23 protein-coding genes, 1 pseudogene and 1 riboswitch are annotated in these 23,003 nt (G+C 73.4%); of the genes and pseudogenes, 10 read left to right on the top strand and 14 right to left on the bottom strand.

The genetic code is table 11. The features are described 5' to 3' along the window. Nucleotides 1-132 precede the first annotated feature (132 nt). Entirely contained in the window at nucleotides 133-954 is an 822-nt protein-coding gene (locus ABT129_RS32605; protein WP_351908840.1) for a DeoR/GlpR family DNA-binding transcription regulator, read from the top strand. A 177-nt stretch (nucleotides 955-1,131) separates the two neighbouring features. Next, complete coding sequence (locus ABT129_RS32600) at nucleotides 1,132-3,156, top strand: phosphocholine-specific phospholipase C (RefSeq protein WP_351908838.1); 2,025 nt, start codon at nucleotides 1,132-1,134, stop codon at nucleotides 3,154-3,156. A 74-nt stretch (nucleotides 3,157-3,230) separates the two neighbouring features. On the opposite strand, the gene ABT129_RS32595 is transcribed toward ABT129_RS32600, so the two are convergent. Further along, complete coding sequence (locus ABT129_RS32595; protein ID WP_351908836.1) at nucleotides 3,231-3,872, bottom strand: DUF6197 family protein; 642 nt, start codon at nucleotides 3,870-3,872, stop codon at nucleotides 3,231-3,233. A 345-nt stretch (nucleotides 3,873-4,217) separates the two neighbouring features. After that, nucleotides 4,218-4,399, top strand: a riboswitch (cyclic di-AMP (ydaO/yuaA leader). Between the two features lie 5 nt (nucleotides 4,400-4,404). On the opposite strand from ABT129_RS32595, the gene ABT129_RS32590 reads away from it, so the two are divergent. Next, nucleotides 4,405-5,268, top strand: coding sequence for a LysM peptidoglycan-binding domain-containing protein (locus tag ABT129_RS32590; RefSeq protein WP_351908834.1), 864 nt, complete (start codon nucleotides 4,405-4,407; stop codon nucleotides 5,266-5,268). Here the strand turns inward: ABT129_RS32590 and ABT129_RS32585 are convergent. The 3 genes from ABT129_RS32585 to ABT129_RS32575 all read right to left on the bottom strand — a co-directional run bounded on the left by ABT129_RS32585 (nucleotide 5,262) and on the right by ABT129_RS32575 (nucleotide 8,187). Beyond that, the gene (locus tag ABT129_RS32585; protein WP_351908832.1) at nucleotides 5,262-6,551 is read right to left on the bottom strand and encodes a phosphoribosyltransferase family protein; all 1,290 of its coding nucleotides are present in this window, start codon (nucleotides 6,549-6,551) and stop codon (nucleotides 5,262-5,264) included. The two genes, ABT129_RS32590 and ABT129_RS32585, sit on opposite strands and share 7 nt — an antisense overlap. A 116-nt stretch (nucleotides 6,552-6,667) precedes the next feature. Continuing rightward, the gene (locus tag ABT129_RS32580; RefSeq protein WP_351908830.1) at nucleotides 6,668-7,264 is read right to left on the bottom strand and encodes an LURP-one-related family protein; all 597 of its coding nucleotides are present in this window, start codon (nucleotides 7,262-7,264) and stop codon (nucleotides 6,668-6,670) included. 158 nt (nucleotides 7,265-7,422) lie between these two features. Beyond that, the gene (locus ABT129_RS32575) at nucleotides 7,423-8,187 is read right to left on the bottom strand and encodes an alpha/beta fold hydrolase (protein ID WP_351908828.1); all 765 of its coding nucleotides are present in this window, start codon (nucleotides 8,185-8,187) and stop codon (nucleotides 7,423-7,425) included. 199 nt (nucleotides 8,188-8,386) lie between these two features. Here ABT129_RS32575 and ABT129_RS32570 point away from each other — a divergent pair, with 199 nt between their 5' ends. The 3 genes from ABT129_RS32570 to ABT129_RS32560 all read left to right on the top strand — a co-directional run bounded on the left by ABT129_RS32570 (nucleotide 8,387) and on the right by ABT129_RS32560 (nucleotide 12,320). Then, complete coding sequence (locus ABT129_RS32570) at nucleotides 8,387-10,969, top strand: SpoIIE family protein phosphatase (protein ID WP_351908826.1); 2,583 nt, start codon at nucleotides 8,387-8,389, stop codon at nucleotides 10,967-10,969. A 114-nt stretch (nucleotides 10,970-11,083) separates the two neighbouring features. Further along, a complete protein-coding gene (locus ABT129_RS32565) occupies nucleotides 11,084-11,332 on the top strand; it encodes a type B 50S ribosomal protein L31 (RefSeq protein ID WP_351908824.1) in 249 nt (82 codons plus the stop codon). Nucleotides 11,333-11,483: 151 nt separating this feature from the next. Continuing rightward, entirely contained in the window at nucleotides 11,484-12,320 is an 837-nt protein-coding gene (locus tag ABT129_RS32560) for an SDR family oxidoreductase (protein ID WP_351908822.1), read from the top strand. 122 nt (nucleotides 12,321-12,442) lie between these two features. Here ABT129_RS32560 and ABT129_RS32555 read toward each other — a convergent pair whose 3' ends face one another. The 3 genes from ABT129_RS32555 to ABT129_RS32545 all read right to left on the bottom strand — a co-directional run bounded on the left by ABT129_RS32555 (nucleotide 12,443) and on the right by ABT129_RS32545 (nucleotide 13,918). Next, nucleotides 12,443-12,940 (bottom strand): peptidylprolyl isomerase, encoded by a 498-nt coding sequence (locus tag ABT129_RS32555; RefSeq protein WP_351908820.1) that lies wholly within the window; start codon nucleotides 12,938-12,940, stop codon nucleotides 12,443-12,445. A 123-nt stretch (nucleotides 12,941-13,063) separates the two neighbouring features. Continuing rightward, on the bottom strand, nucleotides 13,064-13,279 hold the full coding sequence (locus ABT129_RS32550) for a hypothetical protein (RefSeq protein ID WP_351908818.1): 216 nt from the start codon (nucleotides 13,277-13,279) through the stop codon (nucleotides 13,064-13,066). Between the two features lie 30 nt (nucleotides 13,280-13,309). Further along, entirely contained in the window at nucleotides 13,310-13,918 is a 609-nt protein-coding gene (locus ABT129_RS32545) for a DUF6629 family protein (RefSeq protein ID WP_351908816.1), read from the bottom strand. Nucleotides 13,919-14,017: 99 nt separating this feature from the next. Between ABT129_RS32545 and ABT129_RS32540 the strand changes: the two genes are divergently transcribed. After that, complete coding sequence (locus ABT129_RS32540; protein WP_351908814.1) at nucleotides 14,018-14,542, top strand: AMIN-like domain-containing (lipo)protein; 525 nt, start codon at nucleotides 14,018-14,020, stop codon at nucleotides 14,540-14,542. Between the two features lie 62 nt (nucleotides 14,543-14,604). On the opposite strand, the gene ABT129_RS32535 is transcribed toward ABT129_RS32540, so the two are convergent. The 5 genes from ABT129_RS32535 to ABT129_RS32515 all read right to left on the bottom strand — a co-directional run bounded on the left by ABT129_RS32535 (nucleotide 14,605) and on the right by ABT129_RS32515 (nucleotide 18,728). After that, nucleotides 14,605-15,108 carry an NUDIX domain-containing protein gene (locus ABT129_RS32535; RefSeq protein WP_351908812.1) on the bottom strand — a complete coding sequence of 168 codons (504 nt, stop codon included), beginning with the start codon at nucleotides 15,106-15,108 and terminating at the stop codon, nucleotides 14,605-14,607. A gap of 148 nt (nucleotides 15,109-15,256) precedes the next feature. Beyond that, nucleotides 15,257-15,937, bottom strand: coding sequence for a response regulator (locus tag ABT129_RS32530; protein WP_351908810.1), 681 nt, complete (start codon nucleotides 15,935-15,937; stop codon nucleotides 15,257-15,259). Next, nucleotides 15,934-17,193, bottom strand: coding sequence for a sensor histidine kinase (locus tag ABT129_RS32525; RefSeq protein ID WP_351908808.1), 1,260 nt, complete (start codon nucleotides 17,191-17,193; stop codon nucleotides 15,934-15,936). The genes ABT129_RS32530 and ABT129_RS32525 overlap by 4 nt, the downstream gene beginning before the upstream one ends. Nucleotides 17,194-17,269: 76 nt before the next feature. Continuing rightward, entirely contained in the window at nucleotides 17,270-18,139 is an 870-nt protein-coding gene (locus ABT129_RS32520; protein ID WP_351908806.1) for a YhjD/YihY/BrkB family envelope integrity protein, read from the bottom strand. 115 nt (nucleotides 18,140-18,254) lie between these two features. Continuing rightward, nucleotides 18,255-18,728, bottom strand: coding sequence for a winged helix-turn-helix transcriptional regulator (locus ABT129_RS32515; RefSeq protein WP_351908804.1), 474 nt, complete (start codon nucleotides 18,726-18,728; stop codon nucleotides 18,255-18,257). A 112-nt stretch (nucleotides 18,729-18,840) separates the two neighbouring features. Here ABT129_RS32515 and ABT129_RS32510 point away from each other — a divergent pair, with 112 nt between their 5' ends. Beyond that, entirely contained in the window at nucleotides 18,841-19,356 is a 516-nt protein-coding gene (locus tag ABT129_RS32510) for a PaaI family thioesterase (RefSeq protein ID WP_351908802.1), read from the top strand. Nucleotides 19,357-19,494: 138 nt separating this feature from the next. Here ABT129_RS32510 and ABT129_RS32505 read toward each other — a convergent pair whose 3' ends face one another. Then, nucleotides 19,495-19,827 (bottom strand): luciferase domain-containing protein, encoded by a 333-nt coding sequence (locus ABT129_RS32505; protein ID WP_502981976.1) that lies wholly within the window; start codon nucleotides 19,825-19,827, stop codon nucleotides 19,495-19,497. 170 nt (nucleotides 19,828-19,997) lie between these two features. Next, on the bottom strand, nucleotides 19,998-21,128 hold the full coding sequence (locus ABT129_RS32500) for a PP2C family protein-serine/threonine phosphatase (protein ID WP_351908798.1): 1,131 nt from the start codon (nucleotides 21,126-21,128) through the stop codon (nucleotides 19,998-20,000). A gap of 180 nt (nucleotides 21,129-21,308) precedes the next feature. Between ABT129_RS32500 and ABT129_RS32495 the strand changes: the two genes are divergently transcribed. Both ABT129_RS32495 and ABT129_RS32490 read left to right on the top strand, forming a co-directional pair. Next, the gene (locus tag ABT129_RS32495) at nucleotides 21,309-22,178 is read left to right on the top strand and encodes an AAA family ATPase (protein ID WP_351908796.1); all 870 of its coding nucleotides are present in this window, start codon (nucleotides 21,309-21,311) and stop codon (nucleotides 22,176-22,178) included. Beyond that, nucleotides 22,175-23,003, top strand: a pseudogene (locus ABT129_RS32490) (hypothetical protein); the annotation flags it as partial. The gene ABT129_RS32495 and the pseudogene ABT129_RS32490, both read left to right, overlap by 4 nt.

The raw sequence follows: 23,003 nt of genomic DNA, 5'->3' as shown, positions 1-23,003 counted from the left end.
GAAGAGTGCACAGGAATGATGGAAGATGCTTGAAGTCGATGACATTCAAGCAGAAACATGCAGCAGCTTTCCAGGTCCCGCGCCCTCCGACGGATAGAATCGGACGCGCGCACGAGCCCGAGGGAGGGACACATGTCCAAGCACGAGCGGTGGAACACGCTCCTTGAACTACTGGCGGCCTCGGGGAAGCTGGAGGTCGAGGAGGCGGCGACCGCCCTCGACGTCTCCGCCGCGACGATCCGCCGGGACCTCGACGAGCTCGCCGAGCAGCAGCTGTTGATACGGACACGGGGCGGGGCGGTGGCGCACGGTGTCTCCTACGAGCTGCCGCTGCGCTACAAGTCGACGCGGCACGCGGCGGAGAAGCGGCGGATCGCGGAGGCAGCCGCCGATCTGATCGCACCGGGAGAGGTCGTGGGGCTCAACGGGGGCACGACGACCACGGAGGTGGCCCGCGCCCTCGCCCTGCGGTTCGCGAGCGGCCGCGCGGACACGGCGGGGACGGCGGGAGCGGGGGGAGCCGCGACGTCCGGACCCGCCCTGACCGTCGTCACCAACGCGCTCAACATCGCGGGCGAGCTGGCGGTGCGCCCGCAGATCAAGATCGTCACCACCGGCGGGGTGGCCCGGCCCCAGACGTACGAGCTGGTGGGCCCGCTGACGGTCGGGGTGCTCAACGAGGTCGTGCTCGACGTGGTGGTGCTGGGCGTCGACGGGGTGGACGCGGCGCTCGGCGTGATGGCCCACCAGGAGGACGAGGCGAGCATCAGCCGGCTCTTCGCGGAGCGCGCGAGCCGCGTCGTCGTGGTGACCGACTCCTCGAAGATGGGCCGCCGGGCGTTCGCGCGGATCTGTGGTCTGGACCGGATCGACCTCCTCGTGACCGACACGGGCATCGCTCCGGAGGCGGTCGCGCAGCTCACCGAGGCCGGCGTGAAGGTACTCGCCGTCTGAGCCGCCGGTTCACATTGGTATGCAGTCGGACCAATCAGAAGCCCTATTTCCCTTGCCCCTGGGGTGTCCTGCGGAGTTAATCCATTAATTACCGCACGGATGTATACCTTTAAGCTCCCCTCCCCCATCATGTCTCGCACGTGCCGCCGGGGCACAGCGCGACAGGAGAGGCGGAGCATGATTCCCATCAGCCGCAGGGGATTCGTCGGTATCGGCGCGGGGCTCGTGGCGGGCGCGGCGCTCCCGACGGCCCGGGCGTCCGCCGCCGCGCGGGCGGCCACCGGCACCCTCACCGACGTCAAGCACGTGGTGATCCTCATGCAGGAGAACCGCAGCTTCGACCACTACTTCGGCACCCTGCGCGGCGTCCGGGGCTTCGGCGACCGCGCGGCGGGCAACCTGCCCGGCGGCTGGGGGATGTTCAACCAGCCCGACCGGGGCGGCCGCCGGTACCCCTGGAAGCTCAGCGACACCCCGCCCGCCGGCGGCGTGGACGGCGAGACCCTCGCCCAGTGCAACGGCGACCTGCCGCACAGCTGGACCTCGCAGCACGCCGCCTGGAACAAGGGGCGCCTGGACAACTGGGTCACCGGAGTCGGCAACAACCGGACCCTCGGCCACCTCGACCGCGGGGACATCCCCTTCCACCACGCGCTCGCCGACCACTACACGATCTGCGACGCGTACTTCTGCTCGGCGCTCAGCGCCACGGGCCCCAACCGCACCTTCCTGTGGAGCGGGAGGATCGACGCCTCCAGCAAGGACGGGGGCGACGAGTCGGGCCTCACCTGGGAGACGTACGCCGAGGCGCTGCAGCGCGCCGGGGTGAGCTGGAAGCTCTACCAGAACGCCCAGGACAACTACGGCGACAACGGCCTCGCGTACTTCAAGAGGTTCACCGACGCCCGCCCCGGCGACCCGCTGTACGACCGAGGGATGGGATCGGTCCCCAAGGTCACCGGGTCGACGCCGGACGACATCGCCGCGGCCATCCGCGCCGACGTCGTCGCGGGCACCCTGCCGCAGGTCTCGTGGGTGGTCGCGAACGAGGCGTTCTCGGAGCACCCGTACGCGCCGCCCGGGGACGGCGCGCACTTCGTCGATCTCGTCTACCGCGCCCTGGCGGCCGACGCCGAGGTGTTCGACTCGACGGTGCTCTTCCTCAACTACGACGAGAACGACGGCTTCTTCGACCACGTGCCGCCGCCGGTCGCTCCCCCGGGCACCCCGGGCGAGTACCTCGACGGCGTTCCGATCGGGCTCGGCTTCCGCGTCCCGATGCTTGTCATGTCCCCGTGGACCCGGGGCGGCTGGGTGAGCTCCGAGGTCTTCGACCACACCTCCGTGCTGCGCTTCATGGAGACCTGGACGGCCGCGCTCGGCACCCCGGCCGCCTGCCCCCACATCAGCGCCTGGCGGCGGAAGGTGACGGGCGACCTGACCGGCGTCTTCGACTTCGCCCACCCCGTGTACGGCGTGCCGGCCGGCCTTCCGTCCACGGCGAAGGTGATCGGCCAGGCCACCTGCAAACCGCTGCCGAACCCGGCCCCGCAGAACAACGCCCTGCCCGCGCAGGAGTCGGGAACCCGTCCGGCCCGCGCCCTGCCGTACCAGGTGAACGGCAACCTCGACCGCTTCGAGTTCGGGTCCGCGGGGAAGATCCTGGCCTGGTTCTCGATGGCGAACCAGGGAGCGGAGGCCAGGCGGGCGGCCCACTTCTCGATCCACCCGCACCAGCACCGCGACACGGCCGCCTGGCAGTACACGGTCGACCCGGGCGCCACGGCGACCGACTACTTCAACATCGGCACGGGGTCGGGATCGGGGAAGTACGACATCTCGATGATGGGCCCCAACCGCTTCCTGCGCCGCTTCCTCGGGGACGCGTCCAAGGCGGGCAGAGCCGTCGAGGTGGCGGCCCGGTTCGCCCCCGAGGCGGGCTCGGGCCGGACGGCGCTCTGGTTCCGGATGAGCAACACCTCGGCGGGACCGGTGACCTTCACGATCCGCTCGAACGCCTATCGCACGGACGGCCCGTGGACGTACACGGTGCCGGCGAACTCCACGCGGGAGGACTTCTTCAACGCGGTGGCCCTCCACAACGGCTGGTACGACTTCACGATCGTCGTCGACATCGACGGGACCTGGTCGCGCCGGTACACCGGCCACATCGAGACCGGCGCCGCGAGCGTCACCGGCTGAGGCACGCCGGGCGGGCGTCCCGCGCCGATGAGCCGGGGGCGGCTTCCGGGCCGCCCGGCTCATCGGCACGGCCGTCAGCGGCCCGCGTGCGCCGCGCGGTGGATCGTGGCGTCGAGCAGGGCGACCGCGTCCGCGGCCGTACGGCCCGGGGCCCGGTTCCAGGGCCCGATCAGCTCGCTCCAGCCCCGCGACCGGAGCTCGGCCATGATCCAGGCGGCCGCCTCGTTCATGGTCGTGGCGCTGCCGTGGCCGAGCCGGTGCGCGGCGAGCAGCGCGCCGCAGACGCACCGGGCCCCCCGCGCGTCGCGCAGCTTGTACGGGGCGTTCTGCCAGCCCCACTCCGTCAGGACGAGGCGCGCGTAGCCGAGGTGGACCGAAGGGCGCAGATCCGGACGGCCGATACGGCGCCAGGCGTGCAGCCGGTCGGGCAGGACGGCCCCGATCCGGCCGGGGAGGCGGTGCTCGGAGGGCGGGGCCGGCGGCAGCGCGTCGAGCGCGTCCGCGACGAGGCGGTCCACCGGCACGGTGAGCAGAGCCCGCCAGCTCTCGTCGGGCGGGGGCGCGGGCGGCAGTACGGTCGCGGGCCGCGACGGAGTCAGGGGCGGCGGAGCGGTGGTCAAGTCCGTGACGGCACGCTGCCAGGCGGCGCTCTCGTAGAGCTCGGCGGCCTCGCGGTCGAGTCCGTCGGGGGTGAGCAGGGCGGCGGAGGGGGACATCCGGGCAGCTCCTCGGTCGGGGTCACCTCATCTTTCACGACGAATGTCGGTTTTGCGACTTTTAGGGTCGAGTGTCCACCTCTTCGATACGGCCTTTACCGCCCACTACCGAATTTACGTAGCCAAAAGCCCTATTCGGACATAAGGGCGCTGGTGACGCGACTCACTTTCCCGGCACGGCCCTCGGGGCAGAACTCCGCGCAGGCCGGGCCGGACAAGGAAGTTCGAGGAGCCTTCGGCGCGTTCGATCTTGAATTCATCGAATTCGGTGATCCAATTCCCGGGCCCGGGACTCCGGTCCTCTTGTTCTCTGTCGCATTACTGGCCTACGGTCACCTCCATTCGAGCGGATCGCCGAATCCTGCCACCGCTCGAAATACCTCCCTTTTCACCCGACGGCAGGAGCGGGGGACCCACGAATACGCCGGCCCGGAATCCGGGACGGCTCGGGGTGCAGCCGCGTGCGCGCGGCCGGACATCTCCCGTCCGAACCCGACAGCTCACCCCGCAGGCGCCGGAGAGGAATCCCGTCATGCCTGCTCACGGTAAGCACCGCCGCCCCCGACGCCGCGCCGTCTCCCATGGACTCGCGCTGGTCGGCACAGGTGGAGTCGCCCTTGCCCTCCCGCTGATCGCCCCCGCGGCGGCCGGCGCCGCCCCCGTCTCCGGCGCCCCGGAATTCACCGCCCGGGCCGTCGCCGCCCCCGCCGCTCCTGCCGCGGCCCCGGTCGCCGCCAAGGCTCCCGCCGCCCCGGCCGCCGCCCGCACCTACACCGTCGTGAGCGGCGACTCGCTTTCCCTGATCGCCAAGAAGAAGGGAATTCAGGGCGGCTGGAAGGGCCTTTACCGGGCCAACATGAGCGCGGTGGGTGACAATCCGTCACTCATTCACCCGGGTCTTGAACTGACGCTTCGTAAGGATTCCGCGAAGGCGGCTCCCGCCCAGGCGAAGAAGGCCTCCACGACCGAACGGGCCAGCCGCTCCGAGCGCCGGGCCGCCGCGCCCGCCGCCACCGGCGCGGGGGCCTCCGCCGCCGGTGCCGTCCAGGCCGCCCCGGTCGCCGTCACCCAGTACGCGAACAACCTCGACGGCTGGATCCGCGAGTCGCTCGCCGTCATGGCCCAGCACGGCATCCCCGGTTCCTACGAAGGGATCCACCGCAACATCATGCGTGAGTCCTCGGGCAACCCGCAGGCCATCAACCTGTGGGACTCCAACGCGGTGGCCGGTACCCCGTCGAAGGGCCTCCTCCAGGTGATCGACCCGACCTTCCGGGCCTATCACGTGCCCGGCACGTCGATGGACCCGTTCGACCCGGTCGCCAACATCACCGCCGCCTGCAACTACGCGGCCGACAAGTACGGCTCGATGGACCAGGTCAACGGGGCCTACTGACCCCGGAAGTGCCCGCTGAACCAGGAGGTGGCGAGTTTCGCCACCTCCTCCAGGGCGCCCGGCTCCTCGAAGAGGTGCGTGGCGCCGTCGACGACGGCCAGCCGGCTCTCGCAGCGCAGCAGGGAGCCGGCCCGCCGGTTGAGGTCCAGGACCGGCGTGTCCCGGCCTCCCACCACCAGGAGCGTGGGAGCCCGGACCCGGGCCAGACGGTCGGCCGCGAGGTCCGGCCGGCCGCCGCGTGAGACGACGGCGGTCACCGGGGACGCGGGATCGCCCGCCGCCCACAGCGCGGCGGCGGCTCCCGTACTCGCCCCGAAGTATCCCAGCGGAAGGCCCTCGCTCTCCGGGCGCCCGGCCAGCCACTCCGTCGCGTCGGTGAGCCGGCCGGCGAGCAGCGGGGTGTCGAAGACATGCGCCCGGTCGACCGCCTCCGCCTCGGTGAGCAGGTCGAACAGGAGGGTGCCGAGTCCCGCCCGGTTGAGCGCCGCCGCGACCGCCCGGTTGCGGGGACTGTGCCGGCCGCTGCCGCTGCCGTGGGCGAACAGGACGATGCCGAGGGCTCCCTCGGGCACGGCGAGCCGCCCGGCGAGCGTCACTCCGGCGGCCGTGGGGATCCGTACGTCCGAGTCCTGGACGACCGGGTCGTGCGCGGCCCGGTTCCGGTCCAGACAGGCGACGACCTCGGCGTCGGCGGTCTGTGAGAAGTCCCGGTAGAACTGTCCGATCGCGAAGAACCGCTCCGGCGCGTGGACGCTCACGGTCTCGTCGGCCTCGCCGCCGAGCCTGGCCGTCCAGCCCCGTGGCGCGACCGGGACGGCCAGCACGATCCGCGCGGCACCCTTGGCACGGACCACCCGGCACGCGGCGAGTGCCGTGGCACCGGTGGCCAGACCGTCGTCGACGACGAGGACCGTCCGGCCCTCCACCGGGACGGACGGTCTGCCGCCCCGGTAGCGGCGGGTCCGCTGTTCGAGTTCGACGTGCTCGCGCCGCTCGACCTCGGCGAGATCCCGCTCGGTCACCCCGGACTCCCGCAGCACCCGCTCGTTCAGCACCCGCACACCGCCCTCGCCGAGCGCGCCCATCGCGAGTTCGGGCTGCCGGGGCACGCCCAGCTTCCGCACGAGGCAGATGTCGAGCGGGGCGTCCAGGGCGTCCGCGACCTCGGCGGCCACCGGCACCCCGCCCCGGGGCAGGCCGAGAACCACGACGTCATGGCCCTTGAGGCGATCGAGCAGGCCGGCCAGCTGCCGACCCGCGTCGGTGCGATCGCTGAAGAACATGGCCCACCGCCCATCCGCACGCACGGCTCCGGACGAGGGCGGGACGGCGTGTCCTGTCCCCTGCCCGCCTCTCCAGGGTAGGTCGCCTCTCCCGCGGCGGTCGGGTGGAGCGGAGGTCAGCGGGACTGCAGGGCGTCCAGGGCGACGGCCTGGGCTATCGCGAGACGCCGGTCGAGCTCCGGGTCGGCTATGTCGAGCACGTACCGGTCGCGCAGACCGAAGATCTTGTCGACGGTCATGACGGTCCGCTCCTCGTCGGTGAAGTCGAAGTGGTACGGCACGATGAAGGGGAGCAGGTCGGTGAAGGGCAGGAACTCCCAGGCGCGGCGAAGCAGCGCGAGCAGCTCGCTCCGCTCCTGACCGGTCGTCTCCCCCGCGGCTCCCTCCCGGCTCAGGTGCCAGGTGCTGCGCAGCAGGGAGGCGCCGAAGTTCTTGCGGAAGGCGCCCAGCCGGGAGCCGGAGGCGCCGTGCACGTCGTAGGTCGCGCCGAGGTCGATGACCTGGCGGGCCTTGACGGTGAAGAGGACCTGGCGCTGGGACTCGTCGGTGTAGAAGGTGAACTGCTCCTTCAGCGCCATCCTCTTCTGGTGGGCGAAGGCCACGAGTTCGGCCTCCTCCCCGTCCGGGCCGACGGTGTGCACCAGGTAGCGGTTGGCCATGAGCGTCACCTTCTGCCGGACGAGAAAGCGGTGCTGCGTCTGCGCGAGGCCCATCGAACGTGCTCCTGCCGGTCGTGGGCGGTCCGTCGAAGGACCGCCCCCTGAGGTCGTGAGCACGATGATCCGGCGGCGGGGGGCCGCACCGCTGTCCTCGAAAGTCGTCGCCGCCGACGACGTTCGGATGAGATACGGCGACCCGGCCGAAGCCGCCGTCAGGCGGCCAGGAAGGCCTCGATGGCCTCGGCGAGGGCCTGCGGGGTCTCCTCGGGCGCGTAGTGACCGGCGTCCTTGAGGACTTCGAGGCGCGCGTTGGGGTACCAGCGCAGCCAGGTGGCCTCCATCGCCTCGGCGCCGAGCGCGGGGTCGTGGGCGCCGACGACGAGCAGCACGGGGGCGGGGTTGTCACGGACGCGCTCGTGGAAGTCGGTGCGCGACCAGGAGTCCAGGTAGGCGCGGAAGGCGGTGGCCGAGGAGCGGCCGACGGAGCGATCGACGAGCGTGCTCAGCCAGGAGTCGTCGTACCTGCCGCCGGTGGTGTTGTCGATGATGGCCCGCCGGTTGGCGGGTTCCTCGGCGGCGCCGGCGAAGAGTTCCCAGGTGTCGCCGTCGAGGGGGAAGCCGGCCGCCGAGACGGGCGAGATGCCGATGATCGACCGGACGCGTTCGGGGGCGTCGAGGAGCATCAGCTGGGCGGCCTTGCCGCCCATCGAGTGGCCGATCACGGAGAAGGAGTCCCAGCCGAGGTCGTCGGCGACGGCGAGCGCGTCGGCCGCGACCTCCTCCATCGTGTAGGCCCCCGGGTGGTCGACGGCCTCGCCGTAGCCACGGCAGTCGACGAAGGCGTAGGAGCCGGTGGTGTCGTCCAGATGGGCGCGCAGCGGGGCGAAGCTGGTGCGGTCGCCGAACCAGTTGTGCAGCACGAGGGCCCGCCGGGGGCCGTCGCCTTGTACGTCGTACGGAAGAACCCGGCCCGTCATCGTGCTCCCTGGTCATGTGGTGATGGCGCCACGCACGCGCGACACCGGACGACGACCGAGTGTGACGGCGCGGACGCGTGCGGTCAACACCGTCGTCGGACGGGGGAGAGATCTTCGTCGGCGCGGGGACCGGCGGAGAAAGGCGGAGGGCCGTCGGGTCGGGATGCGGGGCCGTTCCCGTCAGGGGCATCCTTGCTGTGTGACCTCGCACGGCTCGTACGGCCCCGGACCGGCGGACGGTACCGGGCGTCCGTCCGGGAAGGGAACCGTCGACGGCCTCGCTTCGGGCGCGCTGACGTGGGCGCTCGCGGAGTCCGCGCTGCGGGCGGTGGAGGAGGTCGGGGGGTACGCGGGCGGGGTGTACCTGCGCTCGGGAACCCCCGGGCTGCTGCGGCTCGCGGTCCTCGTGGGGCTGCCGGGCCCCCTGATGCGCCCCTGGTGGCGGATGCACACGAACCGGCCGTTCCCCGTGGCGGAGGTGCACCGCTCGGGGCAGCCCGTCCACCTCGCCGACGTCGAGGAGGCGATGCGGTCCTTCCCGCAGCTGGTGGCGAGCCTGCCGTTCCCCTTCGCCTCGCTGTACGCGCCGGTGGTCGCCGGCCGCGAGCGCTACGGGGTGCTCGTGGCGCTGCGGGCTCCGACTCCGGGGGTCCCGGTGGACGCGCGCGACCGGAACCGGATGACCCGGGAGGCGCTCCGCCTCGGTGGGGCCCTGTCCGGTCTGGTCCACCAGGGGACGCCGGTCGAGTGGCCCGGTGATCCCGTCTGCGTCCAGCTGTCCACCGGCTCCGGGCCGCCGGTCCGGTTCGGTTCCTTCGACTGGGACCTGGACTCGAACGTGGTCACGCTGGACGAGGGGCTCCTCGGGATCCTCGGTCCGGACGTGCGCTCCCCCTGTCCGATCGAGGTGCTGACCTCGCTCCTCGAACCGGAGGACGGGTACGCGCTGTGGGCGGCGGCCCGGCAGGCGACGGGCCCGGACGGACGCACGGCGGTGCGCAGGATCCGGCTGAAGGGCCCCGACGGCCGCCTGCACCTCCTGGAGGTGTCCGCCAGGGCGAGGAGGGATCCTCCAGGGGCCACGGCGGCCCCGGACCCGCCCGGCCCCACGCGCGCGCGTGACGGGGTCCGCCGGCCCCTCGGCGCGGGGCACCTGATGGGAACGCTCGTCGACCTGGGGACCGGGCTGGTCGGCTCGGACGCCACGGACCGGCTGCCACGGGCGATTCTGGCCATGGACCGGCTGGGCCGGATCACCTACGTCAACGACCGCACCGAACGACTGCTCGGCAGGACGCGCGGCGCGCTGGCCGGGCGGCCGCTCTGGGAGGCGCTGCCCTGGTTCGACCACCCCTTCCACGACGAACAGCTGCGCGCCGCGCTCCTGTCCGGCGAGCCGATCCGCTTCCTGGCCCGTCCGGATCAGGGCCGGTGGCTGTCGGTCTCGCTGCACCCGGGGCGGGACGGGGTCACGATGGTGCTGGTCCCCGAGGAGGATCCGGCGGCTCTGGCGCACAAGTCCGGGACCGGACGGAAACCGGACGACGACCTCTCCTCCCCCGGTGACCGGGCCTCGGCCCTGTACCGGCCGGTGGCGCTGGCGATCGCGCTCACGGAGGCGATGACGGCGCGCCAGGTCTCGGCGGTGGTGACGGAGGAGCTGCTGCCGGCCTTCGGCGGGCGGCAGCTGGCGATCTACCTGCTGAGCGACCGGCGCCTCTACCTCGCCTGGGAGACCGGATTCCCGCAGGGTTTCCTCGAACCCTTCGACGGGGTGGCACTGGACGCCCGGGTGCCGGGCGTGGAGACGCTCACCACCGGCAGACCGCTCTTCTTCGAGTCGATGGAGCAGCTGGGACGCTCGTACCCTGACCTGCCGCTGGACGCGGAGAGGGGGGCCAGGGCCTTCCTGCCGCTGATCGCCTCGGGCCGGCCGGTGGGCTCCTGCATCCTCGGCTTCGACCAGCCGCGCGGCTTCAGCCCGGAGGAACGGACGGTGCTCACGGCGCTCGCGGGGCTCATCGCGCAGGCCCTGGAGCGGGCGCAGCGGTACGACACGGAGGCGAAGGTCGCCCGGGGGCTCCAGGACGCGCTGCTCCCGCACCGGCTGCCGGTGCGGGACGGGGTGGACACGGTGGGCCGCTACCTGCCGGGCACCCAGGGCATGGACGTGGGCGGCGACTGGTACGACGTGATCGAGACGGGGCAGGGCCGGCTGGCCCTGGTGATCGGCGACGTCCAGGGCCACGGGGTGGCGGCGGCCGCGACGATGGGTCAGCTGCGCAGCGCGGTACGGGCGTTCGCCCTGGGCGGCCACCGGCCGCAGGACGTGATGCGGGGCACCAACCGGCTGCTGATCGACCTGGATCCGGGGCAGTTCGCCAGCTGCTGCTACGTCCTGCTCGACCCGGAGTCGGGGGAGATCCGGGCGGTGCGGGCCGGGCATCCGCAGCCGCTGCTGCTGCGTGCGGACGGGACGACGGAGCTCCTGGACCTGGCGGGCGGGGTGGTCCTCGGGGTCGACGACCGCGCCTCGTACCCGGTGACGCGGATGCGGCTCGCGCCCGGCTCGGTGCTGGCCCTGTTCACGGACGGCCTGATCGAACGGCCGGGCAGGGACATCGACGAGGGGATCGAGCGGCTGCGCCTGGCGCTGGCCGCGACCGGTTCGCTGCCGCTGGCCGAGGCGGCCGACCGGGTGATCCGGGAGGCCCGGCAGGCCACGGCCCGCCCGGACGACATCGCGCTGCTGCTCGCGGCGCGCTGGCCGGAGCACGGCTGAGGGTCACCCGGTCGGTCCCGTGGCGCTGGTCGGCGGACGGGGGCGCGGGGAGGCTGGGGGTGCCGTGCCGATCAGGCGGCCGGACGAGTCAGGGCGTGAGCCCGAGGAGGACACGTGCAGCAGGACAAGCAGCCCGAGTACGGCCCGGTGGTCTTCCGTGACCGCTCGGCCGGGTTCGCCTTTCTGACCCGGTCCACCGCGACCAGCGACCGGACCATCGAGTGGGACGACGGCAACACGTACCCCGTGGTCGACGTGGAGATCTCCTCCGAGAGCCACCCGTTCTACACGGGCACGGCGCGGACGGTGGACTCGGAGGGCAGGATCGCCAGGTTCGAGCGGCGTTTCGGCGAGGAGAGCTGAGTCCTGAGGGGGCCTGAGGGGGGCCTGAGGCCACTGGTCGGGATCCGCTGGTGAAACTGGCCAGGAGATGGCCAGTTCGCCTTCCAGGATGAGGTCACGAAGACGGCGGAGCGCTCGCGCTCCGCCGAGGACTCCCTGGAGGGGAACAGCTGTGATCGTGGTGACCGGAGCGACCGGAAACGTCGGACGTCCGCTGGTGGAGCTGCTGGCGGCGGCGGGTGAGCAGGTGACGGCGGTGAGCCGTCGGCCCGCCACCGGGCTGCCGGCCGGAGTGACGCACCGGCCGGGTGATCTGGCCGATGTGGCGGGGCTCAAGGGGCTGTTCGAGGGTGCGGACGCGGTGTATCTGCTGGTCGCGGGCCTCGGGCAGGAGCTGAGGCCGCGTGAGATCGTGGCGGCGGCGGTGGCCGCGGGGGCGCGGCGGATCGTGTTCCAGTCCTCGCAGCTGGTGGGGACGCGGACCGGTTCCGTGTCGCACGAGATCCTGCGCGGCTTCGAGGAGGCGGTGCGGGAGTCGGGCGTCGACTGGACCGTCCTGCGGCCCGGGGGCTTCGCCTCCAACGCGTTCCTCTGGGCCGGTCAGGTGCGCTCGGCGCGTACCGTGGCGGCCCCGTTCGCCGATGTGGCCCTGCCCGTGGTGGATCCGGAGGACGTCGCCGGGGTCGCGGCGGAGGCGCTGCGCCATCCGGTGCACGCGGGGCGGACGTACGTCCTGACCGGACCGGTGGCGGTATCACCGCGTGAGCAGGTGCGGGCGCTCGCCGGAGCGGTGGGCGAGCCGGTCGCGTTCGTCGCGCAGAGCGCGGGCGAGGCACGGTCCCAGCTGGTGCGGTTCCTGCCCGAGGACGCCGTGGACGGGATGCTGTCGGTGATGGGCGGGCCGAGTGCCGAGGAGCAGCGGGTGAGCCCCGACGTGGCGGGGGTCCTCGGCCGGGCTCCGCGGCCGTTCTCGGCGTGGGCGGAGCGCAACGCGCCCGCCTTCACCTGATCCGGAGCCTCGGGAGCCCTCGGCGAGGGCGGGGACGCGCGTCGCGCGGACGGTGTCCCCCGCCCCGGCCGGGTGGGTCGAGCGAGGGCGCTCGGCGCCCTCGGCTCAGCTCGGGAAGGCGATCAGGCCTTCACGATGCCGGAATCGGCGACCTTGATGGTGGCGCTGGTGGCGCCGGAACGGGAGCCGAGGCCCTCGATCTTCTTGACCAGGTCCTGGCCCTCGACGACCTCGCCGAAGACGACGTGCTTGCCGTCGAGCCAGTCGGTGACGATCGTGGTGATGAAGAACTGCGAGCCGTTGCTGTTCGGGCCGGCGTTGGCCATCGACAGCAGGAACGGGCGGTCGTGCTTCAGCTTGAAGTTCTCGTCGGCGAACTTCTCGCCGTAGATGCTCTTGCCGCCGGTGCCGTTGCCACGGGTGAAGTCGCCGCCCTGCAGCATGAACTGCGGGATGACGCGGTGGAACGGGGAGCCGGCGTAACCGAAGCCGTGCTCGCCGGTGCAGAGCTCGCGGAAGTTCTGCGCCGTCTTCGGGACGACGTCGTCGAACAGCTTGAAGGTGATCCGGCCCGCGGGCTCGTCGTTGATGGTGATGTCGAAGTAAACGTTCTCGCTCATGGGGACATCCTGTCATTAGTCACGTACGGCGCGCGCACGGGCCGCCTCCTCCCGGGTCACAGCGTGCCGGTGCCCCGCGGCCCTTCGGGGGCGCGGGGCACCGGTCGCCGGGTGGGACACGGGTCAGAGGAGTCCGCCGGTCGCGGGGGCCGGGAGGGCGCCTCCGGCGCCCTCGACGGTGTCCTGGAGGACGGTCTCGACGCCCTGGTCCTCCTGGAGGAGGCCGGTCGCGCCGCCCAGGGGGCTCTCGGTGGCGCTGGCCTGCGGCGCGGGAGTGACGAGGGCGGTGACGACGCCTGCGGCGAGGGAGGCGATGGCGAGCATGCTGCGCTTCTTCATGACCGGGTCAACTACTGAACGCCCGAGGAGTTACGGCCGTCGCCGGATCCAGACGAGGATCAGCAGGGAGGCGACGGCGGCGAGGGCGCACCAGGTGGAGATGAACTCGGTGCTCCAGAGCAGCGCGCAGACGACCGCTCCGGTCCCGGTGACGAGTCCGAGGAGCCGCAGGAGCCGGTCGCGGGCGAGGAGCAGCGCGCCGACGGTGGCGAGGAGGTACCCGGCGAGGAGCAGGGGCGCGTGGGGCAGGTCGACGGCGTAGCCGAGGGTGTGGCCGCGGATCTCGGCGGTCACGGGGCGGGTGGCGAGCCGGTACGCGAGGAAGCCGGCGGTCGCGATCCCCGCGACGAGCGGGGCGAGGAGGCGTGGCCGGTCGTCGGGGCGGGCGGCGGTGAGGACGCCGACCGGGACCCAGAGCGGCAGCAGGGGGAGGGCGATCACGGCCCAGGCGAGGGTTGCGGGTCCCGTTCCGCCGCCACCGTGCCAGACGACGGCCTCGACGACCTGGTGGGCGCCGAGGAGCAGGGGCAGGGCGGCGAGGGGCGCGTCCCCCGGCCGGCGTACGGAGGCGAGGGAGGCCACGCCGACGGCACCGATCCCGAGGCCGGCCCAGAGGTCGGCCGTGGCACTCCAGCACATAGCGAACTTTTTATCCTATTCAGGGTGGAACCGTATGGTTGTGGGTGATGTCTCTCCCAGTGACACCACTGTCCCCGCACCGGAGAAACGGGGGACGTCATGCGTCACCGTCACACCCTCGCGGCCGTCGCCGCGGGCATCCTTCTGACCGCCGGTATCGGCGCCACGATCCCGGCGGGCGCCGCGAACGCCCCGTCCACGCGCGCGTCGGGCCCGGCCACCGCCCTGGTCGTGAACGCCCGTTGGGGCGGGCACGCGGGCTTCGACCGGATCGTGATCGACGTCCGGGGTGCCGCACTGCCCCCGGTCACCGTGCGCCAGGTCCCCGCGCTGCACTACGACGGTTCGGGGCAGAAGGTCCCGTTGGCGGGGAAGTACTTCCTGGAGGTCCGCCTCTCCCCCGCCGCCGCCCACGACGAGGCCGGAAGGTCCGTCTACCGGGGCCCCGGGCTGCTCAAGGTCCATCTGCCCGCACTCAAGGGGGTCGCGCTGACCGGCGACTTCGAGGGCGTGGTCACCGTGGGCGCCGCCTTCGACACCGAACCCGCCTACAAGACCTTCCGGCTGCACTCCCCGGAGCGCCTCGTGGTGGACGTCGCCCATCCCGTGGGCTGCCGGACCTGAACCGCCTCGACCGACGGGTGGGGGCCGTCCGGACGGACGGCCCCCACCCCCGTACCCCTTGCTCAGTCGCCCTCGGAGCCGATCTCCAGGTAGAGCGGCGTGCCCGTCCTGCGGGCCCGGTCGATCCCCGCGAGGCGGGCGAACTCCCGCGGCTCCATCTCCCGCTCCCACTCGTCGAGCGTGCGCAGGCTGTACTCGCTGTGCTCCTCGGGGTCGAGGACGACACCGGCGATCTGCACGTCCGTCAGCTCTCCGCCGTCGAAGACGAAGCCGATGTGGTTGGCGGGCCAGTCCTCGCCCCGGTCGGTGACGAAGTGGGTGCCCAGGAGCCGCGGCTCGCCGGTGAAGGTGATGCCGGTCTCCTCGTGGCACTCGCGCACGGCCGTCTCCCAGGGGGTCTCCCCCGGGTCCATGTTCCCGCCGGGCCACTGCCACAGCTCGGTGCGGTAGGTGGCGCGGAGCTGGAAGGGGCGGCCCCGGGTATCGGTGAAGTAGAGGCAGGCGTACGCCGTCGCTCTCGGCAGGGTCGCGACGTACTCGACGGGCGGCAGCCAGATGTTCGCCATGGGCGGCTCTCCTTCGACGGGCCGATGGGATCGTCTCCATCCAAGCGGTCCGGGAGGCCGCGACCGACCGCTCGGGGGCGCATCACCGGATCGTGTGATCACTTCCCGGCCGGGCGCCTCGGCGCCGCCGCCGTCCGGACCGCCCCGGTCAGCCGGCGGAGACCAGACCCGCCTCGTACGCGATGATCACCAGGTGCACGCGGTCGCGGGCGCCCAGTTTGGCGAGCAGCCGGGTCACGTAGGTCTTGGCGGTGGCGACGCTGATGTGGAGTTCGGCGGCGACCTCCGTGTTGGAGAGGCCCCGGCCCACCAGGGTGAGCACCTCGCGCTCGCGGTCGGTGATCCCGTCGGTTCGGCGTCCGGGGGCGGCGGGGGCGGCCCTCGGGCGGTCGGTGAACTCCTTGATGAGGCGCCGGGTGACGCTGGGGGCGATGAGGGCGTCCCCCGAGGCCACGACGCGTACGGCGGCGAGGATGTCGTCCAGGGCCATGTCCTTGACCAGGAAGCCGGAGGCGCCCGCGTGGAGCGCGCCGTACACGTGGTCGTCGTCGTCGAAGGTGGTGAGGACGACCACGCGGGCGCCGGTGGGGCCCTCGGTGATGAGGCGGGTCGCCTCGATGCCGTCGGTGCCGGGCATGCGCAGGTCCATGACGACGACGTCCGCGCCGGTCTCCTCGACGAGCCGGACGGCCTCGGCGCCGTCCGCCGCCTCGCCCACGACGACGAGATCGGGCAGGTCGGTGATGACCATCCGGAGCGCGGTGCGCACCAGCGGCTGGTCGTCGGCGAGGAGGACCCGGACGGGCCGCTCGGTGGTGGTGTCGCTCATCGGACGGTGGCTCCTGCGGGAAGGGGGAGGCGGGCGGTGACGCGGTAGCCGCCACCGGGGCGGGGCCCGGCGGTGAACTCTCCGTGCAGCAGGCCGACACGCTCCCGCATCCCGGCGAGGCCGTAGCCGGACCCGTCACCGGAACGGGCCCGGTCGTGGTTCTGCTCGCGGTCCCTGCCGGGGGCGGGGCCCCGGTCCTCGACGGTGACGACGACGGCCTCGGGGTCCCGCTGGTCGACGGTGACCGTGCAGGAGTCGGCGCCCGAGTGCCGCAGGACGTTGGTGACGGACTCCTGGACGACGCGGAAGGCGGAGAGGTCGATCTCCTGCGGCAGGGCGCGGGGCGCTCCGACGCGGTGGACGGCGACGCGGAGCCCGGCGGCGGCGGTGACCTCGGCGAGCCGGTCCAGGACGGCGAGGCCGGGCATCTCGGGGAGCCCCGCGGCCTCGTCGGGACGCGCCCCGGCGGCGCCGGACTCCTCGGTGCGCAGGGCGCCGAGCATGCGGCGCAGTCCGGCGAGGGTCTCGCGGCTCGCCGTCTCGATCTCGACGAGGGCCTGCCGGGCCTGCTCGGGCTGCGTCTCCATGACGCGGCGGGCGGCGCCGGCCTGGAGGGCGACGATGCCGATGCTGTGGGCGACCGAGTCGTGCATCTCGCGGGCGATGCGGAGCCGTTCGTTGGTGACGGCCCGGGCTGCGGTCTGGGCGCGGGTCCGTTCGGCGTACGTCCGGCTCTGCTGTTCCGAGCGGCCGAGCAGCCAGGCGACGGCGGCGGTGAGGGCGACGGCCAGCGCGCCGGTGGTGCCGACGCTCCACCCCGAGAGCAGCCGGACCGCGAGGTAGACGACGACGAGGCCGAGGGCGAGCAGGAGCGCGCGGCCGGCCTCCCGGGGCGGGCGGGAGGCGGCGATCGTGTAGAGGGCGACGTCCACGGCGAGGTACTGGGCGAACGGGATGGCGGTGACGCCCAGCGGGGTGCTGCCGATGACCGCGGCGACCAGGAGGTACCGGAGTGCCGCCGCCGGACGGCGGGTCAGGAGCACGCTGCCGCGCAGGGCGAGGGCGGTGGCGAGCAACAGCATGGTGAGGCCGTCCCAGCGCAGGATGACGATCCCCGGCAGGACGTCGGCCTCCTCCTGGCCGGGCAGCCGGATCCGCAGCAGGGCGGTGAAGAGCAGGCCCGCGAGCCAGGCGGTCGCGGTCCACCCGCCGGGGGTGACCCTCCTGAGGAACGGTACGGACGGGGTGGCGGACATGCGGTGATCGTAGAGGGAGGGCGGGGCCGCGGTCATCGGACCCGGGGTGTACGACCGGGGGTGACAGGGCGGGTGGTCAGAGAGCCGCCGGACGGTCGCGGCGCAGGCGGCGCCGGATGAGGTGCTCGTGGACCAGACGCCCCACCAGGGCTCCTCCGTAGACGACGAAGCCGACGCCGACCAGCCAGGACTGGAGGACCAGGACGGTGCCGAACTGACCGTACGTCACCGCGTTCGAGGCGATGAGCGGGGAGAACACCAGCTGGGAGAAGATCCGCAGTCCGAGGAGTCCGAGCGCGGTGAGGGCGGCGCCCGGGGCGAGGGCGCGCCAGCGGATCCGGCCGCAGAGCAGGAAGCGCTGCGACCACCAGAAGAAGAAGAACGTGCCGATGAGGTCGGCGGTCGCGACGAGGGCGGTGGTCGCGGCCGGGGAGTCGGCGGGGGCGGGCGTGGCGACGAAGAGGAGCAGGCAGGCGACGAGGACGGCGAGCCAGACGACGTGCCGCCACATGGTGTGCCAGCGGGCCGTGGGAAGGTCCCAGACCCGTTCGTACCCGGTCTGTACGGCGGATCCGAAGGTGACGCCGAAGGCGGCGAGGGCGGCGAGACCGAAGGCGGTGGTGCGCTGCAGGGCCGCGCCCGGCTGCCCGAAGAGGCGCTCGACCTGCTCCTCGGAGACGTCGGAGACGCCGAGGCCCTGCACGAGCCAGCGGGCGAATCCCTGGCCGCTGGCGAGGTCGGCCGCGGCGACGACGATGAGCAGGGGCACGAGGGTGAGCAGGCTGAGTGCCGCGAAGCCCATGGCGCGGTGCATGAGTTCCATGGCGCGGCCCCGGTTCCAGGCGAGCCCGACGGGCGACGCCTGGACCTGGGCGTACCACCGCTGGAGCCAGTGGCCGTGTTCGGTGGGGGCACCGTCGTGCGGCGGACCGGGTGTGGAGGGCATGCCTCGTGAGGTACCCGCCCGGACGCCGGGGCATCGCAGGGGTGCCGCCGAACGGGTGCCGGGCGGGGCGCGGAGGGCGGCGGGGGCTCGCCCGGCCACCCGGCCGTCCCCAGGGTCAGGGACGGAGCGGGCGGGCTCCTGGGCCGGGGCGGACGGTGACGTCACGGGTGGTCAGGGTGGCCTGTTCGTCGCCCTCGCACAGGACGGCGACGCGCACGGGCGCTCCGCAGTCGGTGTGCCGGATGTCGAGGACGGGGCCGTCGGGGTCCCCCGTGTGGGTGTCGCCCCACTGCTTGAGGGCGAGGAGCACGGGCCAGAGGTCGAGGCCCTTGGGGGTGAGCCGGTACTCGGAGCGGGTCCGGGCGCCGGGTTCGCGGTACGGCTCCGCCCGCAGCACGCCGGCCGCGACCAGTTTGCGCAGCCGGTCGGCGAGGACGGCCTCGGACAGCCCGAGGTGGCGGCGGAAGTCGTCGTAGCGGCGGACGCCGTTGAAGGCGTCCCGCAGGATCAGCAGGGTCCACTTCTCGCCCACCAGGTCCAGGGTGCGGCGGACCGAGCAGTTCTCCGTGTCCGTCTCCAGCCACTTCATCGTCACACTGTAGCCACCTGACTCTGTCGTTGACAGTCAGCTGTCACGAAGGCTAGCTTCGCCGTACAGAGCCAGCTGGGAGTCAGCCGGCCTCGGCGGGCGGAGAGTGGTCATGGGGCGGTCGCGCACGGTCGAGTGGGAGGACCCCGGAGCCACCGCGCGGGCCGCGGGTTCGATGGCGGGCCTCGACTTCCTGCGGGAGATGGTGGCGGGACGGCTGCCCGGACCCCCGATCGCCGCACTGCTCGGCTTCGGACTGGAGGAGGTCGAGGACGGGCGCGCGGTGTTCGTCCTGGAGCCGGGCGAGGAGCACTACAACCCGATCGGCAGCGTGCACGGCGGTGTGTACGCGACCCTGCTCGACTCGGCGGCCGGCTGCGCGGTCCACTCGACGCTGCCGAAGGGCACCGCGTACACCTCGCTGGACCTGTCGACCCGCTTCCTCCGGCCCGTCACCACCGCCACCGGCACGGTGCGCGCGATCGGCACGGTGCTGTCGCGCGGGCGCAGGACCGCGCTCGCCGAGGCGGGCCTGTACGACGCGGAGGACCGGCTGCTCGCCCACGCGACCAGCACGTGCATGCTGTTCCCCCTGCCCGCGGAGGGTGCCGGGAGCACGCGCGGTTAGGCCGGGGCGGCGTCCGCGTACGCCGGGCTCACGCTCGGGTACGCCGGAAGCACGCGCGCGCGGAGGACCGGCGCCCCCGGTGCCGTCCGGCTCGGCTGCCGTCCGGCTCGGTCACCGTGCGGCTCAGCGGATCCCGGCTCAGCGGATCCCGGTGACCGGACGGGTGCGGGTGCAGCCGTCCGGCGCCACGTCGGGGACGCCGTTGGCCTGGAGCGCCGCGCTCACCAGGGTCGCGAGCAGGTCGATGTCCGAACCCATGTCCAGGCGGACCGTCACCCAGCCGGAACCCGCGCGCAGGCGCACCGCGCTCGACCCGAGGAGCGCCGGGCGCAGCTTCGCGACCATGGCGCGGGTGAGATGGACGTCCGCCTCGTGTTCACCGTGGAAATGCACGATCTCCTGCGTCGCGGTGCCCAGTCCGAGCTCGGCGCCGCAGTGGGCGCGGCCGGGGGTCAGCGAGGGCCAGCTCATCAAGCGTTCACTGGCATGCCTGGCCGTGTTCATACGGAGGAGCGTGCCGGGCCCGGGGCCCCGTGCACAAGCATCCTGCCGAAGAATCCCGCGCAGAGCCGAAACGTGACGCGGGCAGGGGGGCTGTGACCGTTCGTCACGGCGGCGGGTGGGGACGATGTGACGCGATGTCACTGCGGTGCACGCGCGCGGATGCGGGCCGCGAGCACGGCCACGTCGTCCTCGGCTCCGTGCGCGCCGAGACGGCTGAGCACCTCGTCGACGACCTGACGGGGGCCGGAGTCCGGCGGGAGCCGGAGGGCGGCGAGGCGGGCGAGCGAGACGTCGATGTCCTCCCCCCGCCGCTCGACGAGCCCGTCGGTGAAGATCAGCAGGGTGTCGCCGGGGGCGAGCGGGCGGGTGGTCGGTTCGTAGCCTCCGACCCCGGTGCCCAGGGGCGGGCCCACCGGGAGGTCGACGAGTTCCGCCGAGCCGTCCGCGCCGAACACCACGGGCGGCAGGTGCCCGGCGCTGGCGAAGGTCGCGACGGAGCGGGCCGGGTCGACCCGGACGAGGAGACAGGTGGCGGGGCGGCGGGACTCGTCCTCGGCGACCACGGAGTCGAGGTGGCGCAGCACCCGGTGGGGCGGCAGGTCGGTCGCGGCGACCTCCCGGAGGGCCGTGCGGTAGGCGTTCATGTCGACGGCGGCGTCGAGGCCGTGGCCCATCACGTCGCCGACGACGAGGAGGCTCCGCCCGAAGTGGAGCCGCACGGTCTCGAACCAGTCGCCGCCGACGAGGGCGCGGGGGCCGGCGGGGAGGTAGCCGCCGGCGATCTCCAGGTTGGGGTGCGGCCGGCCCGGTTCGGCGACGAGCGCGCGCTGGAGGTGGAGGGCGGTGTCCTCGGTGGCGGCGAGACGGCGGGCGTGTTCGAGGTGCCGGGCCGCGAGCCGGGCGGCCTGGCGGAGGAGGGCCGTCTCGTCGGTGGAGAAGGGGTCACCGCCGGCCCGGACGAGGCCGACCGCCCCGAGCGGCTCCTCCCCGTCGTGCACGGCGAGCGGGACGGAGAGGCGGTGGGTGGTGGCGGGCGGGGCGGGGTCCCGGCCCGGGGGATCCGCGCGGGCCGCGCGGCGGGGCGGGGTGCCCGGGGTCGTCAGCAGGTCGACCGTCGTGGAGGCGCGCAGGTGGCGGGCGGCGAAGGCGGCGAGTTCCCGGCAGGTGCTCGTCTCGTCGAGCGTCGTGCCGATCTCGCCGATCGCCTGCTCCATGGCCCTCACCCTGGTCAGGAGGGCCTCGTCCCGCTCCGTGTCCCGTTCCGCCACGACACCTCCACCGCCGCGCGGTCCCCGGGTGGCGTACCCGGTCCCCCCATTGCACCAGCGGGTGGCGCCCCGCGCACGGTACGGAGCTCGCGCGGGACGGTTGTGCGACGGTGCTCGATCTGATCAAGTACAGCAGAGGCTACTGGCCAGTAAGAGATTCCGCTCCCCGGGGGGACCGCCATGACGACCGGATTCTTCAGCTCCGTCGACGACGTCGCCGAACGGCTCGCCACGACCGGCTACCTCGCGTCACCCGCCGTCGCCACCACCGTCTTCCTCGCCGACCGCCTCGGCAAGCCGCTGCTCGTCGAGGGCCCGGCCGGCGTCGGCAAGACCGAGCTCGCCAAGGCCGTCACCGAGGCGACGGGCGCCCGCCTGGTCCGGCTGCAGTGCTACGAGGGCGTCGACGAGTCCCGCGCGCTGTACGAGTGGAACCACGCCAAGCAGCTGCTGCGGATCACGGCCGGCCGGGGCGAGTCCTGGGACGAGACGCGGACCGACATCTTCGGCGAGGAGTTCCTGCTCCCCCGGCCGCTGCTCACCGCGATCCGTTCCGAGGAGCCGACCGTGCTCCTGATCGACGAGACCGACAAGGCCGACGTCGAGATCGAGGGCCTGCTCCTGGAGGTCCTCGGCGACTTCCAGATCACGGTGCCCGAGCTCGGCACGATCACGGCCACCCGGCGGCCGTTCACCGTGCTCACCTCGAACGCGAGCCGCGAACTCTCCGAGGCGCTGCGCCGGCGCTGTCTCTTCCTGCACATCGGCTTCCCCGAGGAGGAGCTGGAGCGCCGGATCGTCACCCTCAAGGTCCCCGGCCTCGACGCCGCACTCGCCGGGTCCGTCGTGCGGGTCGTGGGGGCGCTGCGTGCGATGGACCTGCGGAAGGTGCCGTCCGTCTCGGAGACGATCGACTGGGCCCGCACCCTGCTCGCGCTCGGTGCGGACCGCCTCGACGAAGGGGTCGTGCGGGAGACCCTGGGCGTCCTCCTGAAGCACCAGGAGGACATCGTGAAGGCCGCGGCAAAGCTCGATCTGGACGCGGTGTGAGCCCCGGGGGCACCCCGGCCGCACCGGCGGCGCCCGCCGGACGGCTCACCGGCCTCGTGGGGGCGCTGCGCGCCCACGGCTTCCGGATCGGGACGGGCGAGACCGTGGACGCCGGGCAGGCCCTGGAGGCGGTGGGGTTCACGGACCGGGCTCGGGTGAGGGAGGCGCTGGCGGCGACCCTGCTCCACGGCGAGGGACAGCGCCCGGTGTTCGACCGGGTCTTCGACCTGTACTTCCCGCTCGGTCACACCGGGGCGGCGGGGGCGTACGAGAACACCCCGGCGGATCTCGCCGCGCTCCGCGAGCGCCTCGCGGAGGCCCTCACCGCCGGTGACGGCGCGGCTCTGGACCGGCTGGCCGCCGAGGCGGTGGGCGGCTTCGGCGGGTACGGCTCCGGGCCGGAGTCGGACGGCTGGTCCTCGTACCAGACGCTCTCCAGGCTGCGCCCCGAGACGCTGCTCGCCCGCGTACGGGAACGGCTGAGGGCGGCCCCCGGGGCGGCGGAACCCGACTTCGCCGAGCGGCTCCTCGACGACGAGATCCGGCGCCTGATCGAGGCCTTCCGCGAGCGGGTGCGGACGGAGGCCCGGCGGCGCGTCGCCGAGCGGCAGGGCCGTGACTTGGTCGCGCGCCGGGCGGTCGCGGGGACGGCGGACTCCGTCGACTTCCTCCTGGCCGGGCGGGCGCAGCTGGACGAGCTGCGGCGGACGGTACGGCCGCTGGCGCGGAAGCTGGCCACCCGGCTCGGGGGGCGGGGGGGGCGGGGGGCGGGGGGGGGGGTGGGGGGGGGGGGGCGGGGCCCCGGGCCGGGGGAGGGTAGGGGCA

Source organism: Streptomyces sp. NPDC002057, from assembly GCF_040296665.1.
GTDB lineage: Bacteria > Actinomycetota > Actinomycetes > Streptomycetales > Streptomycetaceae > Streptomyces.
This window is presented reverse-complemented; position numbering and strand designations above follow the sequence as displayed.